The sequence below is a fragment of the Kaistella polysaccharea genome (assembly GCF_020410745.1).
Lineage (GTDB): Bacteria > Bacteroidota > Bacteroidia > Flavobacteriales > Weeksellaceae > Kaistella > Kaistella polysaccharea.
Window position 1 is genome coordinate 2,436,424 of the sequence record NZ_CP084528.1, and the last position, 16,737, is coordinate 2,453,160.

The window sequence follows — 16,737 nt, forward strand, 5'->3', positions numbered from 1 at the left end:
GTGCAAAGGTAATTAAAAATTAAAAGGCCTTTTTTATTATCAAATAAAACCAAAATTGGCGGCCGTTTTTTGATTCAGTTTTAAGGCTTTTGTTAAAATAGAGAATACAACATTGATATTCTTCAAAAAAAATTCCTTTTCTACAAAATAGAAAAGGAATTGATTTGTACAATTTTATTATTCAGGTTTATAACCATCTTTCAAAGTAACCGTTCGGTTAAACACGAGCTTTTCTGCCGTTGAATCCCGGTCTTTCGTAAAGTAACCAATTCTTTGGAACTGATACGGATGGCCGATTTCTGCATTTTCTAAGCTTGGTTCTGCAAATCCATCAACGACTGTTAAACTTTCTGGATTGATAAACTGCATGAAATCCATTTCTTTTTCCGCATCGGGTTGCATCGTTGTAAATAAGCGGTCGTAAATTCGCACCTCGATTGGAAGCGCGTGTTTTGCCGAAACCCAGTGAAGCGTACCTTTTACTTTTCTCAAACTTTCTTCAGACCCACTTCCGGATTTACTTTTCTCATCGTAGGTTGCATAAATAGTTGTGATTTCACCATTTTCATCTTTATCTACACGATCTGCTTTGATAATATAGGCTGATTTCAGACGAACTTCGCCACCTAATTTCAAACGGAAAAATTTCTTATTGCCTTCTTCTTTAAAATCTTCTTTTTCAATATATAATTCTCTAGAAAAGGGAACTTTTCGTGTTCCGGCATTTTCGTCTTCAGGATTATTTTCAGTTTCTAACCATTCCTCTTCATTTTCCGGATAATTAGTGATGATCAGTTTTACGGGATCAACAACTGCCATGACGCGGGTTGCAATTTTATTCAAATCTTCCCTTACAAAAAATTCCAGTAACTGAATGTCGATAAGATTTTCTCTTTTCGCAACGCCGACTCTTTCAATAAAATTTTTAATGGAACTTGGCGTAAAACCTAACCTTCGCATTCCAGAAATGGTTGGCATTCTTGGATCATCCCAACCTGTAACTGCCTTCTCAGCGACGAGTCTTTGTAATTTTCTTTTGGAAGTGATCATGTAAGAAACATTCATTCTCGCGAATTCACGTTGTTTGTTTCTGACAGTATCCTGGGCATAAACCTGATCCAAATACCAGTCATATAACGGACGATGATTTTCAAATTCCAGAGAACATAAAGAGTGTGAAATCTGTTCAATATAATCAGATTCACCATGTGCCCAATCATACATCGGGTAAATTTTCCATTTGTCGCCCGTTCGGTGGTGCGGTCTTTTTAAAATTCGGTACATGACAGGATCACGCATATTCATATTCGGAGAAGTCATATCAATTTTTGCGCGAAGTGACATGGAACCTTCCTCAAATTCTCCGCTTTTCATTTTTTCGAAAAGCGCCAAACTTTCTTCAGTCGAACGATTTCTAAAAGGCGACTCAACTCCCTCTTCGAAAGGGTTTTTCCGTTGTTCGGTAATGATTTCTGAAGGTTGCTCGTCTACATACGCTTTCCCATCTTTAATCATCTGAAGCGCCCACTCGTACAATTGGTCAAAATAATCAGATGCATATAATTCCTGATCATATTTAAAACCTAACCATTCAATATCGGCTTTTATAGAATCAACGAATTCCTGTTCTTCTTTTTCCGGATTCGTATCGTCGAAACGAAGATTTACTGGCGCGCCATATTTTTCGCCCAAACCAAAATTTATGCAAATCGCTTTGGTGTGACCTACGTGCAGATAACCATTGGGCTCTGGCGGGAAACGAAAACGCAATTTATCTTTCGGGAAACCATTGGCTAAATCTTCTTCTATAATATGCTCAATAAAGTTGAGGGGTTTTTTATCTTCTTCCATGGGATTGTTCATCCCGCAAATTTAGGCAAAAGTGAGGAAAAGAAAAAGATGTAAATGCGGGGTTTTGTACACTAACAAATTCGAGATGATAATTTTTTTACGAATTAATCATTTATTTAATTTCATTGAATATCAATATTTTATAACTTTACTCTTTAAATAGAGATGTTACTTTTAAATTTTTATTTGGTGAAAATACGACCGAGGTAAAATATATTTATAAAATAAAAACGTAATTTGCCAGCGAAAAAATAAATGTAGGACTGAAAAGCCTGCAAAAAAACACAAATTTTGAAAAGGTAACGAACAAAAAAAAGAACTGTACAAAATGCAGAAGAAATTATTTTTTTTAATATACACCTTTTTACTTTTCAATTTTCATCTATCTGGTCAGCAGTACAGCAAGCCGAAAATTATTGATGTACTTGGAAGAGACAAAGCGGAAATTTCTTGTGGATATCCGTTAAATGGAAACTGTCTGGATTTAAAAGTAGTAGATGTTCCTGCTTTATATGAAACTACTTCTTATAATGTTTCTACGGTTACTTATTCTCCACCGTCTGCTTTCAATGCCGGAACGAAATTGAACGCTGATGCTGATGATTCATTCATTAATAAAATTACAATTCCGTTTGATTTCTGTTATTTTGGAACCAGTTACAGTGATGTGGTTGTCGGCAGTAATGGTGTAATTACTTTTGATAATGCACAGGTCGGAAATCCGAATTACCCAAATGTTGTCAATTCTAATCCCAGTATAACACTACCTCAAAACAGTATTTTCGGCGTTTACAGCGATTTAATTTTCTCTAAAAATGACGATTCGGAAATTTACTATAACGTTGTGGGCACAGCACCTACTCGAAAATTCATTGTTAGTTTTTATAAAGGAACCATTGTCGGTTGTGACGGTTCAGCTGTAACATCGCAAATTGTATTGTCTGAAGGTTCTAATATTGTAGAAATTTTTGTAGAAAGTAAACCCGCTCCTTGTCCGGAGGCAAAATTTAAAAATTCCCTTTTAGGAATTATTAATGGGGATGGAACTTTAGGCTATTCACCAGCGAATAGAAATACTGGGGTTTGGAGTGCCCAAAGAGAAGCGTATAGGTTTACGCCAGCAGGTACCGCGGTTACGCCACAATATTCTTGGTTTAACGCAGCAAAAGAAATTATTGGAAGAGGCCAAACGATATCAGTGTGTCCCGATAAAAATGAGGTATACACGGTAAAAATTGAATATCCTATTTGTGGCACTGCACCTTCAATATTAGAAGATGATTTTCCCGTAAACTTTGCGGCTGATTACCCGGTTTTAAAGGATTTTACAAACGTTTTTTGTGGAGGTACCTCTCAAGTCGTGAATTTAAATGATTTTAGAAAAAATCTTACAAGTCAAGATCCCGCGAATTTAAATTTCACTTATTATTTGACGCCCGACGACGCTAAAAATAAAACTAATCCGATATTGACACCTGATGCTTTTACTGTTAACAATGTACCGGTGTATGTTCGGGCGGAAAACAAATCTGACCAAAACTGTTTTCAAACTGCGGTTTTAAATTTGTCGCTTATTTCCACGAGTTTACTTACCAATACCGTTTCGCTCTGTGATACTAATAATGACGGAATTGAAAATAATTTCGATTTAACCACCTTGGATGGGCAACTTTTCACGTTACCGATTAACGGGAAGCTTCATTATTTTCTATCTAAAGCAGAGGCTGATAGCAATACCAATGAAGTTACAAAAACCAATTTAACCAGTACGACAGAATTCTTTGTAAAATACGAAGCCACGAATTGCTCTTATGTATTCGGACCCATAAAAATTAATTTCTTACCTGCGCCAGCTGTTCCAGCTCCAATAAATTATCCAGCTTTTACTACATGCGATGAACTAAGAGATTATGTTGAACCATTTGATTTTCTCAAGAATTTAGGTCCATTAATACCTCACGATCCCACAGCGATTTTGAGTTTCTTTGAAGTTGAAGCAGATGCCTATTCAGATATAGATTCTAATTTAAAAACTATTCACGACGGACAATATCCCATTTTTGTTCGTATACGAATTCCCGGTCAGACTTGCTTTAGTGTCGCCACCGTGAATTTAGACATTACTTTTAATAAAGTTGAGGCAGTTAATGCCGCGGAATCGGTATGCTTTAATGGAACACCATCTGTTGTTTCGGTTGATTTAAATCAATATGGTCCGCAAATGCTCAAGCAAAATTCTGGCAGTATTACGATCAATTATTTTGGAAATTCTGATGATGCAATAATGAACAGGAACCCTATTGGTCCTGTGCAAAATGTTTCCATCAATAGTAATTTTGTTACGAAAGTTTTTTACGTACGGTTTACAGATTCTACGGGATGTTATGCGGTAAAGACGCTGCAGTTAAATCTTATAAATATTATAATCGACGCTGATCCCGTGGTCTGTGATTTTAATCTCGATGGACAAGAAACGGTTACCTTGGCAACTCTAGATCGGCAGATTATCGGTTCCCAAGAAGCTACTGTAACGTACTTTGGGACTGAAGCGGAAGCCCGAGCAACAGGTAATGCCGGTGCTCTCACTACATATCTTGTGAAGACCGGTGATAATAAAATTTTTGTAAGAGTGGTTTCCAGTTGTTCAATCGAGGTAAGGGAAATCAATATCACCTTGGGCGCAACGCCAGTGATCGTTTCTACTTTAACACCGAGTATCGGAACTATTTGTGACAACAATAATGATGGTAAAGAGCAATTTGATATCACTCAGTTCGAATCCCAAATCTCTACCGATGCTGGTCATAGTTTCAAATACTATACAACCTTTAATGCTGCCGATAATTCTTTATCAGGATTTATCTCTAATCCGTTCCTATTTTCAGTGAAAGGAAGTACTATAGTTTATGTTAAAGTTTCTAATAAAGGTGGTTGCTATTCGGTGGCAACTTTAAATTTAAACATCAATTTCAAACCGGTTATCGTATTAAAATCAAAAATGATTGAACCGTTAAAAAAATGTGATTTCAATCAAGATGCTAACGAATCATTTAATTTAGATGAGGCGATAACGCAATTGTTTATTCCCGCAGACAATACTTATTCATTGAGTCAATTAACAGTTACCTATTATAAATTAAAAGCTGACGCAGAAAGCGGAAATCCAGCAAAAAAACTCCCATCAACATACCTAACAAGCGCAACTGGATTAACTACGGTTTGGGCAAGATTTACGTCGATTACAGAATCGTGTTATTCTGTAGCTCCCATCGATTTACTGACTGCTATTCCACCAAAAGCAAAAGTGAGTGCAGAAATTGCGGTATGTGACAATAATCTGGATGGTGTTTTTGAGGTAGATTTAACTCAGGATTACACTATTTATATAAACGATGTAAAGAATTTTACTTTTACCTTTCATAAAACTCAGGCAGAAGCAAAAGATTTAAACAGCATACCAATTGCAAATCCTCAGTCATTTACCTTTCCAGCCTCGCTGACCGGAATTTGGGTTCGCGTGGAAAACGCACCTGGCTGCTTTGATACACTTCCTGTAAAATTTAAATACGGCAATAAAGCAGTAGTGAATAAAGGTCCATTTACAATTACAAACATCTGTGATGCTGGCAATGATGGAACAGAAACAATAGATCTAACTCAGCTTGAAAAGAATATTTTTAGCGGTGTTGCAACTTTTGAATATTATGAAACCTTGGCTGATTTAAATAATGGAAAACCAATTTCCTCACCGGCAAGCTATATTTATACTGAAACTTCTACGCCGAAAAAAGTATTTGTTAAAGTGAGTACGACTGGTTTATGTCCTGAAAAGGTAGAAATTAATATTAGTCTAAAGAAAACCCCGATGTTTAAAATTCAAGATCAATATTTCTGTCTCGCAGAACCAGCAAATATTAAACCTGATTATTCCGGTCATAATATTATGAAGTACGAATGGATCGATCCTAGTGGTCAGGTTGTTTCGACAACTGCTGACCTTTTAAATGTTAAAACAGCTGGTCTCTACAAGATCAATGTAACCGCTGCCAACGGTTGTACATTCTCTACTGAATTTAATGTTAAACCCTACATCGTTCCGGTAATTACCAGTGTGATACTAAATGGTAAAATTTTTACGGTAACTGCAACAGGTGACAAGCCAATTCTGTATTCCAGCGATGGAATTAATTTTCAACCCAGCAATACATTTAACGCTGATAATTTACCATTCGGTGTAAATACTTTTTATGTGAAATTCCAAGGTTCTGAATGTATTGGAGATCCCAAAAGCGGTCTGAAACTGCAAAATGCATTTACTCCGAATTCTGATGGTATTAATGACACCTGGATCATCGACGGACTTACTCTCTTTAAAGGTGAAAAATTGAATCTAAAAGTTTACAACAGGTATCAGGAAAAAATTTATGAAGAGGAAAGTTCTACGCGTCTGGAATGGGACGGTAAAACGCTATCGCGTGTTGTCGCTACAGATTCTTATTGGTACGTTCTCACGTTGCCAGATGGGACAGTCTACACCGGTTGGGTATTGCTAAAAAATAGAAATTAGACCTGTATTTCTTCTCGTTCCTTTTAATTTTTAGCATGTAATTCTCAGAAAGAAATTTCAGTTCAATATCTTTGCAAAATGATAGTATACGATATTGTAATAATTGGTGGCGGACCAATTGGTTTAAATTGTGCGTTGCAGGCCGAAAAAGCTGGTCTTTCTTATCTAATTATTGAAAAAGGCACCATCGTAAATTCACTCTACAATTACCCTTTATACATGACCTTTTTTTCAACCGCAGATAAATTGGAAATTGCCAATATTCCTTTTATTTCTACGGCACCAAAACCCGGCAGGAGAGATGCGTTGGAGTATTACCAGGGAATTGCGCGACAACGGAATATCAATATCAATTTGTACGAAGAGGTTTTAAAAATCAGGCAAGCGGAAAGCTTTCTGATTGAAACCAATAAAGATAAATATCACGCAAAAAATGTAATTATTGCGACCGGATTTTATGATATTCCAAATAAAATGGAGGTAAAAGGCGAAGATCTGCCGAAAGTAAAACATTATTACTCTGAACCTTATCCTTATGCGAATCAAAAAATTGCGGTCATTGGTTCCAGTAATTCTGCCGTTGACGCCGCTTTAGAAACCTACAGAAAAGGAGCAGAAGTTACCATGATTGTGAGACATTCTGAAATTTCTAAAAGTGTAAAATATTGGGTAAAACCGGATATTATCAACCGAATTAACGAAGGAAGTATTACTGCTCATTTCAATGCAGAAGTTGTCGAAATCACGCCCGGAACTATTCTATTTAAAGATGAAAATCAAGAATTACATGAAATTGAAAACGATTTTGTTTTAGCAATGACAGGTTATCTGCCCAATTTTGAATTTCTAAAAAATTCGGGAATCGAACTTCAGGGAGAATGTCTAAAACCTTTGTATAACGAAGCTATAATGGAATCTAATGTTCCAGGATTATACCTTGCTGGTGTTGTTTGTGGTGGCAAAGACACGCATCTGTGGTTTATAGAAAACTCAAGAATTCATGCCGAAATAATTGTGAATCATATTTTAAATAAGAATTAAAACATCATTTTCAGATTATCGCATCATCAGTTGATCACCATGCAGCACCAACCGCGTTTCTAAATTATTGGTAAATAATCCGCCTGTTCCTAAACCCTGCGGAATTTTCGGCTTTTTTGTAAAAGTGTATTGTGCGATAGCATTCAGACCTACATTACTTTCTAATGCCGACGTAATCCACCATCCAATTCCTAAACTTTCTGCGAATGAAATCCATTCATCCGTACCTGAAAAACCGCCAACTAAAGAAGGTTTCAAAATAATGTATTGCGGTTTGATCTGGTTTAAAAGATCCTTTTTATCATCGAAATTAAGAACTCCAATCAACTCTTCATCCAACGCGATCGGTATTGGCGTATTTCTGCAAAGTTCAGCCATTTCCGAATGCTGCCCTGCTTTGATCGGTTGTTCGATGGAATGAACGTCCAAATCTGAAAGTGCTCTCAAAACGGTTTTCGCTTCTTCAAAAGTAAAACCACCGTTGGCGTCAACTCTTAATTCCAGTTCATCTTTCGAAAATTTGTTACGCAATTCCTTAATAATTTCTTTTTCTGATTTCCAGTCAACGCCGATTTTCAGTTTGATGCAGTTGAAACCTTCCTTAAGTTTTTCCTCAATTTGCTGTTTCATAAAATCTGCGTCTCCCATCCAAATCAAACCATTGATTTTTATGGAATCATATCCTTCAGAAAAATCACTCGGAAAATAAATATCTTCTCCATTTTTCAAATTGAGCATCGCCTGCTCATACCCAAACCAAATCGATGGAAAATGTAAAAGTTCTTTTCGCAGGACTTTCTTATTTTCATTAATGTTTTCACACAGCCATTGTAGCATTTCCTCATATTCAGGAATATCTTCATAGCTGAGTCCGCGAAAAATTCCACATTCCCCAATTCCTTTTTTATCGTCTTCGCTAATTTCCAGGAAAAAAGTCTCTTTCGTAGTAAGCACACCGCGAGACGTTCCGCTGGCTTGCTTGAAATTTAATGAATAGGGTTTAAATGTAGCTGTTTTCATAAAAAAAGTCAGAGCACGCTCTGACCAAGTTAGGTTGTGATATTTTTAGTTTTCGGCCGCAGCGCTCATAAATTCTTCCGCTTTTTCTACCATTTCGTAGCTTCCACAGAAGAAAGGAACGCGCTGGTGCAATTCCGTTGGTTCAATTTCCATAATTCTTTCGAAACCATTCGTGCATTTTCCGCCCGCCTGTTCTGCGATAAAAGCCATCGGATTACATTCGTACAACAGACGAAGTTTTCCATTCGGAGACTGCGAGGTGGAAGGATAAATATAAATGCCGCCTTTGATCATATTCCGGTGGAAATCCGAAACCAAACTTCCGATATATCTTGAAGTATACGGACGTTCTTCCTCTTCGCGCTGGCAATATTTGATGTAATTTTTCACGCCTTGTGGAAATTTAATATAATTTCCTTCATTTATAGAGTAAATTTTTCCGGTGCGGGAAAACGTCATGTTTGGGTGGGAAAGATAATATGTTCCTAAACTTGGATCGAGTGTAAAACCATTTACGCCGTTTCCTGTTGTGAAAACGATCATTGTTGATGATCCGTAAACTACATATCCAGCCGCAATTTGATTCACTCCTTTTTGTAAGAAATCTTCCAAAACAACAGGTGTTCCTGGTTCAGAAACCCTTCTGTAAATAGAAAAAATAGTTCCTACAGAAACATTTACATCAATATTTGAAGAACCATCCAAAGGATCAATCAATACTACATATTTGCTTAAGTGCGCATTATGACTTTCTGGAATGGTAATGAAATCATCGTTTTCTTCTGAAGCAATACCGCAAACGACTTCTCTTTGAGAAAGCGCTTCGATAAAAATTTCATTGGCCAAAACATCCAGTTTCTGTTGTTCTTCACCTTGAATATTATCATTTCCTGCTTTACCGATAATATTGGCAATTCCAGCTTTATTTACCTGGCGATTCACCATTTTAGAGGCCAAACGAATTGCACTTAGCAGGCGAGAAAGTTCCCCCGTAGAGTACATGAAATCTTCTTGTTTATCGATGATAAATTCACCAAGAGTTTGGAACGACTGATCTGACATTTTTTTGCTTTTTGGGTTTTCACAAATTTCGGAAAATTCTTTCGATATTGCAGTATAAGTTTTGCCAAATTACCTGCAAAATCCTTTAATAAAATAAGTTTTAATCATAAAAAGAGATGCTAATTTGACCGTTTTTTTTATTCGCGTGAAATTGATAATTTTGACTGCTGATTTCTGCGGGTTTCAGTTTGTTTAAAATTAATGGTAACCAATTGAAATCGAAGTGTTTGGATGAAAGTGTTTAAGTTTGGTGGCGCATCGGTAAAAGATGCAGAAGGAATAAAAAATGTAGCAGTCGTCCTCGAAACTCAGGGATTCGACGGATGTCTTGTGGTAGTTTCAGCAATGGGAAAGACCACAAATGCTTTGGAGAAAGTAGTAGAGACTTATTTTGAAAAGCAAGATTTTCAAATCAAACTTGAAGAAATAAAGCAACATCATCTTAATATCGCAAAAGAGCTTTTCACGCCTGATCATTCTGTTTTTAAAAGAATCAGTGATTTTTTTGAAGAAGCCAACTCCTTCTTGCAAAGAAATAAATCGCCTCATTATAATTTTGTTTACGATCAGGTCGTAAGTTCGGGAGAAATGGTGTCCTCTATTATTTTGAGTAATTATCTGCAAGAAATTGGTTTTAATAATTCTTGGTGCGATGCGCGGGAATATCTTAAAACAGACACTAATTATCGGGAAGCGAATATCAATTGGGAAGAAACTGAAAAACGGATAAGTAGTCTCAATCCTAATCAATGTTACGTCACTCAGGGTTTTATCGGCTCGGATGAAAATAGTTTTACCGTGACTTTGGGTCGCGAAGGATCTGATTATTCGGCGGCAATTTTTGCCTATTGCCTTAATGCGGAGGCCATGACGATTTGGAAAGACGTGCCTGGCGTAATGACCGGAGATCCAAGAAAATTTCAAAATGTGTCACTTCTTGAAAATATTTCTTACGAAGAAGCTATTGAGATGGCTTATTACGGCGCCTCGGTTATTCACCCGAAAACCTTGCAGCCATTGAAGCAGAAAAATATTCCTTTTTTCGTGAAATCATTTTTAGAACCCACAAAAAAAGGCACGAAAGTCGGCTCAAATTTGGAGAAAAATCACCAGGAATCTTTTATTTTAAAAGAAAATCAGCATTTACTGCGAATTGCCACCCGTGATTTTTCCTTCATCGCTGAGGAACATTTAAGCCTAATATTTTCCTTACTCGCAAAGCATAAAATAAAAATTTCGCTGATGCAGAATTCGGCAATTTCCCTGGATCTTTGCGTGGAAGATATGTATGGTTTGATCGATCATCTCCTGACAGATCTTACAACAGGTTTCAAAACTGAGCTGATTCGCAACGTGTCACTTTATACGATTCGAAATGCTAAATTGGAGGAATCAACTAAATTTTACCAGAACAAAAATGTATTGCTGGAGCAGGTTTCCCAGAAAATAATACAGGTTGTCATTAATTAATTGCCTATGAGCCTTATTTCTAAAAATGATCTGATAAAAGCTTCAGGTCTTAGCAAACTGGGGATTTTGAGCAGTCCGGCAGCGTCGATGGTGATGCGACTTACCAGAATTAATGAAGTCAATAAGATGTATGACGTTCTGAAAGATAAAAAAGGAAAAGATTTTTTCGATTCTTTTGTGCGTTATCGGGATTTGAAATACATTGTTTTCGAAGAAGATTTGGCTCGCATTCCCAAAAGTGGGCCTTTTATTTTAGTTTCCAATCATCCATTAGGTGGAATCGATGGAATTTTGATGACTAAAATTTTAAGTGAGATTCGTCCTGATTTCAAAATAATGGGCAATTTCCTCCTCGAGAAAATCGAACCGATGAAACCGTACGTTATTTCGGTAAATCCCTTTGAAAACAGAAAAGAGCTGAGAAACAGTTCCACGGGAATGCGGGAAACGTTGAAACATTTGGAAAATGGAGGTTGTATAGGGATTTTTCCGGCGGGCGAAGTGTCCAACAAGAATAATAAATTCAATGAAATCCGCGATAAAAAATGGGAGCTTCCATCCTTAAAATTAATTAAGATCGCGAAAGTTCCTGTAGTTCCCATGTATTTTCATGCGAAAAACAGCCGCCTCTTTTATCAGGTTGCGAAACTTCATCCAGATTTGCAGACGCTTTTACTTCCGTCTGAAATGATGAATAAACGGGAAAAACCAATTCGGATACGTTTTGGAAAACCGGTTTCTGTAAAAATGCTTTTAGATCATGATTCTGTGGAAGAAATGGGCGAGTTTCTTCAAAAGAAAATCTACATGCTGAAATCCTATTACGAAAAACGGAAATCACTGGCAGAACGGCTTAATATTCCTAATCTTAAACTAAACTTTCCCATCCAGAAAGAAGGAAATATCGTGCAGAATATTATCGATGAAACTCCGCGCGAGGATATTTTAAAAGAAATTGAGACGCTTCAAAAAGCAGATAAAATGCTTTTTCGAAATGGCAATTATGAAATATTTTTTGCACAATATGCTGATATTCCCTCTATAATGCGGGAAATTGGACGACAGCGAGAACTTACTTTTCGTAAAATAGGCGAGGGCAGCAATCTCCCTTTCGATCTTGATGAATATGATGAGCATTATCACCATCTTTTTCTTTGGGACAGTGCGGGCGGAAAATTAGTTGGTGCATACCGCATGGCTTTGGGTGCCGAAGTCATGAAAAAACACGGTTTGGACGGTTTTTATACCAGTTCACTTTTTGAATTTGATCCTGAACTTCAACCCTTTTTCCGAAAAGTAATTGAAATGGGCCGCGCCTATATCTCTACGGAATATCAGCAAAAGCCTTTACCACTTTTTCTTTTGTGGCGTGGAATTGTACATGTGTGCTTGCGGAATCCGGATCATAAATTCCTCATGGGTGGCGTAAGTATTTCCGATAAATTTTCGGAATTTTCAAAATCGCTGATGATTGAATTTATGCGTTCAAACTATTATGATTCTGCCGTAGCACAATATATTCACCCGAAACATGAATTTAAAGTTCATTTAAAAGAGCGCGACAAACACCTCTTTTTTGATGAGGTTGAATCTGACCTAAATAAATTGGATAAAATCATTGATGATCTGGAGCCGGAAATGCGTCTGCCCGTCCTCATTAAGAAATACATCAAGCAAAATGCGAAAGTGATTTCCTTTAATGTAGATCCGAGTTTCAATGATGCGATCGATGGTTTAATGTACATTCGAATCAGTGAATTGCCAGACAGTACGATAAAGCCTGTGCTGGAAGAAATGAGTGAACAAATCCGCCGGGAAGAAAATAATGTTCCTGATAATCAATAATCTCAGCCTTTAAGAGAAAAATATAGGAAAATCATTTGTGTAGTAAGTATAAAGTTGCTATTTTTGCACCACTCAATTAACGAAAGGTCTCTTAGCTCAGTTGGTAGAGCAATGGATTGAAAATCCATGTGTCCCTGGTTCGATTCCTGGAGAGACCACTTTTTTTAAAAGATAAAACGTACAGTTTCAATACTTTACGTTTTTTTTTGTCTTTTTTTTATTATAAACTTCCACATAACTCCCACAATTAGTTTAAAATTTTTATTCAAAGGTTGTAATTTATTCATATTAGCTAAAATGATAATATTAATAACTATTGATAAATGATATTGCCACCTAATCGGTAAGTTTTTCCCCCATAATTTTTTTTTATTACTAGTCCCCTATATTAAATAAGTCAAATGATAATTTTTAATCTGGAATAATTTACAATATAAATGTGCTATCTATAGTATGTTGTAAAGCCCTGATATTAAAGTTATTTTTGAATATAAAGAATAATGAGTTGCGAACAAAATCACGTATTTCAATAAAATTTGGCGAAAAAGTTAGAGAAATTCGTCTTTCAAGAAATCTTTCTCAAGAGAAACTGGCTCACATGGCAGATGTACATCGAACGTACATCGGAATGGTTGAACGTGCAGAAAAAAATATAACTCTGGTTAATATTGAGAAAATTGCTAACGCATTAAATTTAGAAATAAAAGAATTATTTTAAATGGCAAAAATACAGGAACTATTAGAGGGTAAAGGTGACCTTATAGATTATAAGCAGATATTAATAGACAATCCATGGATTGCCAAAAAAAATCAAAAATGTATTTTAAGTCCAGATAGTGATGGATTATTATGTGGTCTTTTTATGTCTCATTATTTAAATTGGGAAATTGTAGGTTTCTACGATGGTAAAGTTTGTGTTCTAAAGGATGGAATATCTGCTTACGATGATGATGTTTGCTTCTTAGATATTGAAATATATAGACAAGGTATTAAGAGTATGGGACATCATATGCTTTCAATTTATAATTCTGCAAAACCATCTGATTGGAATGAAAAATTTAAGAATTGTATTCAGCCAAATTTATTGCGAGGGTATGATAGAAATAGTTTTAGGTTAAAGTATCCCTTATCAACAATCCACTTACTGATAGGTATCTTAGAAAGCGAAATTGAGATAGATGTTGCCGAAAGTGCTATATTTCCTTTATTATTCGTAGATGGCACCTATAAAGTTATGTTTTCTTATCCAGAAAATGTTCTCAACTGGTGGAAATATTTAAGAGTGCAGACCACGTCCAAACTACTAAGACATATTTTCATGGGAGAAGATTATACAGCTTATCGATTAATGATAGAGATGGATAATTTCTTTAGAGAAAGAGATGAAATATCATGCAAAATAAAAAAAGAGCGAGGTGATAAATTAGTGATATCAAATAGAAATAGTAGCCATCGAAATTTTATTAAAGAAGGGGATTTATATAAATTTGAAGAAGATACGAGAGACAAGTGTATCAAGTTTTTAAAACTTTTAGAAAAACATACTAAGTGGAGATTTGATAAAAATAATTGGAATTTTGAAAAAATGAATCTAATGCAATTTACAAAATCTGATTTTAAAGGTGAAAACTGGACAATTACAAAAGTTAATCATAAGAAATTTATGGATTTAAATCCATTGTCATGGGCTATGACTTCGTCAGATAACGTTGAATTTACAAAGGAATATCCTGACAAACTTATTTAAAAATCGAGTTTTGGCTGCGATTTTTCGATATTAATTCTGTCAGTACTTATTTTAACATATTCTTCGGAAATATCAAAACCAATGAAATTTCTTTGTGTTTTGAGTGCCGCAACTGCTGTCGACCCTGAACCCATAAATGGGTCTAGCACTATGCCTCCTAGAGGACAAAAAACCTGTATGAAATCGAGTGGAATTTTGTCAGGAAATACTGCGGGGTGCTTACGTTTTAAAGGATTTTTATCCCCAGCCATTAAATAATCCCAAACTGTACCAGGACATTTTGTTAAGTTTATAGGTCTTGTTACAAGTGAAGTCGTCTCTCCATTCGTTTTTCTATTTCCACTTCCAGTTAATATTTTGCCTCCGTGTTTAGAAGGTATTTTTATTGGCTCTTTGTCAAAGAATTGAGGTCTCTTACCTTTTAAAAAAATTGGCATGTATTCATGGTCAACACGAAATCTTTTTGTCCACCAAGCACCTTCTGTTCCATGTTTCCTGTAAATTACTGTCTCAAAAAGCTTGAAACCGATGTTATCGCACCAGTCAATAATAGTTCTAAATGAAGTTAAGGATTTACCAAAATCTTTTGTTTGGTCTTGGATAACCATTACTGCTATACCTCCGTCTTTCAAAACTCTATAAATTTCAGTCCCAGTTAAGTGCAAGTCAAAAGAAAAACCGTTATAATCTCTTAAGCTATCATAGGGGGGGGAAGTCACTACTAAATCTACTGAATTATCAGGAATTTTTCTCATACCCTCAACACAATCCATAGAATAAACTTTATTTATTTCTAACTCTCCTAACTTCATTTTAATTTATTTGTTGCTATTAATAGTATGCAAATATAAGTGCATTTAACTTAATTATAAATTACCTAACCATTACATTTTGAGAATAATAGACATTAACGTTAAATATCAATATACTATGCCTATTAATGTAAAAAAAATAATTTAAATTAGTTCGATGTTTTATACTTTTTATAAGTTAGCAAATTAAAAATATTTTTTTTAGATAGTAATCATTATACCTAGATAATTTCAGTGATTGCTTATAATAGATAGAGATTTCAACAAAAACACCTAATATTAAAAAAGTAACAGACTTGTTTGCTAAGTTTTAAAAATATGAAATAAACAATTGGTTGTCTATTTGTAGATTTTAACTTAATGGTAATTAATAAGAAATGTGCTTTTTTATTTTTAAATATTATGCTCAGATTTTATTTGCCTCACAATTCTTTCAAATTGTTCGTCTGAAAGTTCATCTATAGTGCTACCTACAGAGCGCAAAGTTGGGACGACAAACTTTGCCATATCAAGGAGAAATTTAAATTTTTCTTTCGCTTCCAAATCGTCAAACGCTTGGTCGAGGTCTTCGATTCGGTTTCCGACAAATTCGGTGAAATAGTCTCGTATTTCTATAGTGGTTTTGTTCTTACTGCCCTTAGGTCTGCCTTTGCTCAATTTATTGCCTTTTTCAAACATACTATTTAGTTTAATGTTAGAACATTGTTAAATTAACATGGAAGGAATGCCCTTTCGATTTCGTCGATTGCTCTTTTAGAAAAAAAACCATTTAGTTTTTTGCCATCACATTTCAAATGGTCTTTTATCTTTATCGCAAAACTATTCTCATAACTATAAGTTCTGTACTCTGGGTGATTGGTCGGTTTTATCCAAATGTTTTTGCGCAATTCTGAAATTGTTTCTGGAGAAATCCCGCACAAAGTTTTTTCTATTTTCCTCGCTACTTCGTCGGTCGGTTTTTCTGAGGGTAGAATTCCGTAGAATATTTTTAAGAAATATTTGATGTTCAACCTTTCAACTGTTTTAACCTCATCAGAGGATAACGAGTGACTTTTAATTAGACCTACTTCCCATTTTAGAAACTCAACTTCTTTTAGCTCTTCCTGTGTAATTGGCTCGTAATCATAGCCGACCATTTTGCAGAACTCTCGACCTTCTTCTCGAAGTCTGAAAAGAAGTTGAAAACGCATTTTAGAGAATAGCATATCTAATTTCTTGTTGTATTGTTCTTGTTTTATCTTTTGTAGAATCTCAATTCGATTAGTAGTTGCTTTCATAATTATTGTTATCGATTTCTTTTTTTTTATCAACTTAAATAGGTA

12 protein-coding genes and 1 tRNA gene are annotated in these 16,737 nt (G+C 35.4%); 7 read left to right on the forward strand and 6 right to left on the reverse strand.

The features are described from left to right. Positions 1-177 precede the first annotated feature (177 nt). Positions 178-1,851: a glutamine--tRNA ligase/YqeY domain fusion protein gene (locus tag LC814_RS11295; protein WP_226065819.1), complete on the reverse strand. Its 1,674-nt coding sequence runs from the start codon at positions 1,849-1,851 to the stop codon at positions 178-180. Positions 1,852-2,179: 328 nt separating this feature from the next. Between LC814_RS11295 and LC814_RS11300 the strand changes: the two genes are divergently transcribed. Then, positions 2,180-6,418, forward strand: a complete 4,239-nt coding sequence (locus tag LC814_RS11300; RefSeq protein ID WP_226064030.1) for an FIDD domain-containing protein — start codon at positions 2,180-2,182, stop codon at positions 6,416-6,418. A gap of 78 nt (positions 6,419-6,496) precedes the next feature. Continuing rightward, positions 6,497-7,459: a YpdA family putative bacillithiol disulfide reductase gene (locus LC814_RS11305; protein ID WP_226064031.1), complete on the forward strand. Its 963-nt coding sequence runs from the start codon at positions 6,497-6,499 to the stop codon at positions 7,457-7,459. Between the two features lie 15 nt (positions 7,460-7,474). Here LC814_RS11305 and menC read toward each other — a convergent pair whose 3' ends face one another. Beyond that, positions 7,475-8,479: an o-succinylbenzoate synthase gene (menC, locus tag LC814_RS11310; RefSeq protein WP_226064032.1), complete on the reverse strand. Its 1,005-nt coding sequence runs from the start codon at positions 8,477-8,479 to the stop codon at positions 7,475-7,477. A gap of 45 nt (positions 8,480-8,524) precedes the next feature. Beyond that, positions 8,525-9,541 carry a class 1 fructose-bisphosphatase gene (fbp, locus tag LC814_RS11315; protein ID WP_226064033.1) on the reverse strand — a complete coding sequence of 339 codons (1,017 nt, stop codon included), beginning with the start codon at positions 9,539-9,541 and terminating at the stop codon, positions 8,525-8,527. Between the two features lie 231 nt (positions 9,542-9,772). Between fbp and LC814_RS11320 the strand changes: the two genes are divergently transcribed. The 5 genes from LC814_RS11320 (at position 9,773) to LC814_RS11340 (ending at position 14,603) form a co-directional block, all read left to right on the forward strand. Then, positions 9,773-11,011: an aspartate kinase gene (locus LC814_RS11320; protein WP_226064034.1), complete on the forward strand. Its 1,239-nt coding sequence runs from the start codon at positions 9,773-9,775 to the stop codon at positions 11,009-11,011. Between the two features lie 6 nt (positions 11,012-11,017). Next, positions 11,018-12,856, forward strand: a complete 1,839-nt coding sequence (locus LC814_RS11325; RefSeq protein ID WP_226064035.1) for a bifunctional lysophospholipid acyltransferase family protein/GNAT family N-acetyltransferase — start codon at positions 11,018-11,020, stop codon at positions 12,854-12,856. Positions 12,857-12,941: 85 nt separating this feature from the next. Next, a tRNA-Phe gene (locus LC814_RS11330) sits at positions 12,942-13,014 on the forward strand. A 326-nt stretch (positions 13,015-13,340) separates the two neighbouring features. Then, entirely contained in the window at positions 13,341-13,574 is a 234-nt protein-coding gene (locus LC814_RS11335; RefSeq protein WP_226064036.1) for a helix-turn-helix domain-containing protein, read from the forward strand. Next, complete coding sequence (locus LC814_RS11340; RefSeq protein WP_226064037.1) at positions 13,575-14,603, forward strand: hypothetical protein; 1,029 nt, start codon at positions 13,575-13,577, stop codon at positions 14,601-14,603. Here LC814_RS11340 and LC814_RS11345 read toward each other — a convergent pair. The 3 genes from LC814_RS11345 to LC814_RS11355 form a co-directional block, all read right to left on the reverse strand. Then, on the reverse strand, positions 14,600-15,415 hold the full coding sequence (locus tag LC814_RS11345) for a DNA-methyltransferase (RefSeq protein ID WP_311135707.1): 816 nt from the start codon (positions 15,413-15,415) through the stop codon (positions 14,600-14,602). The genes LC814_RS11340 and LC814_RS11345 overlap by 4 nt on opposite strands. Before the next feature lie 393 nt (positions 15,416-15,808). Further along, positions 15,809-16,093 (reverse strand): hypothetical protein, encoded by a 285-nt coding sequence (locus LC814_RS11350; RefSeq protein ID WP_226064038.1) that lies wholly within the window; start codon positions 16,091-16,093, stop codon positions 15,809-15,811. A gap of 32 nt (positions 16,094-16,125) precedes the next feature. Beyond that, a complete protein-coding gene (locus LC814_RS11355) occupies positions 16,126-16,692 on the reverse strand; it encodes a hypothetical protein (RefSeq protein ID WP_226064039.1) in 567 nt (188 codons plus the stop codon). Positions 16,693-16,737: the final 45 nt, after the last annotated feature.

What these genes read in the sequence shown, in the direction of transcription:
- LC814_RS11295 (WP_226065819.1), bottom strand. Translation starts at nt 1,851, where the DNA reads ATGGAAGAAGATAAAAAACCCCTCAACTTTATTGAGCATATTATAGAA.
- LC814_RS11300 (WP_226064030.1), top strand. Translation starts at nt 2,180, where the DNA reads ATGCAGAAGAAATTATTTTTTTTAATATACACCTTTTTACTTTTCAAT.
- LC814_RS11305 (WP_226064031.1), top strand. Translation starts at nt 6,497, where the DNA reads ATGATAGTATACGATATTGTAATAATTGGTGGCGGACCAATTGGTTTA.
- menC (WP_226064032.1), bottom strand. Translation starts at nt 8,479, where the DNA reads ATGAAAACAGCTACATTTAAACCCTATTCATTAAATTTCAAGCAAGCC.
- fbp (WP_226064033.1), bottom strand. Translation starts at nt 9,541, where the DNA reads ATGTCAGATCAGTCGTTCCAAACTCTTGGTGAATTTATCATCGATAAA.
- LC814_RS11320 (WP_226064034.1), top strand. Translation starts at nt 9,773, where the DNA reads ATGAAAGTGTTTAAGTTTGGTGGCGCATCGGTAAAAGATGCAGAAGGA.
- LC814_RS11325 (WP_226064035.1), top strand. Translation starts at nt 11,018, where the DNA reads ATGAGCCTTATTTCTAAAAATGATCTGATAAAAGCTTCAGGTCTTAGC.
- LC814_RS11340 (WP_226064037.1), top strand. Translation starts at nt 13,575, where the DNA reads ATGGCAAAAATACAGGAACTATTAGAGGGTAAAGGTGACCTTATAGAT.
- LC814_RS11345 (WP_311135707.1), bottom strand. Translation starts at nt 15,415, where the DNA reads ATGAAGTTAGGAGAGTTAGAAATAAATAAAGTTTATTCTATGGATTGT.
- LC814_RS11350 (WP_226064038.1), bottom strand. Translation starts at nt 16,093, where the DNA reads ATGTTTGAAAAAGGCAATAAATTGAGCAAAGGCAGACCTAAGGGCAGT.
- LC814_RS11355 (WP_226064039.1), bottom strand. Translation starts at nt 16,692, where the DNA reads ATGAAAGCAACTACTAATCGAATTGAGATTCTACAAAAGATAAAACAA.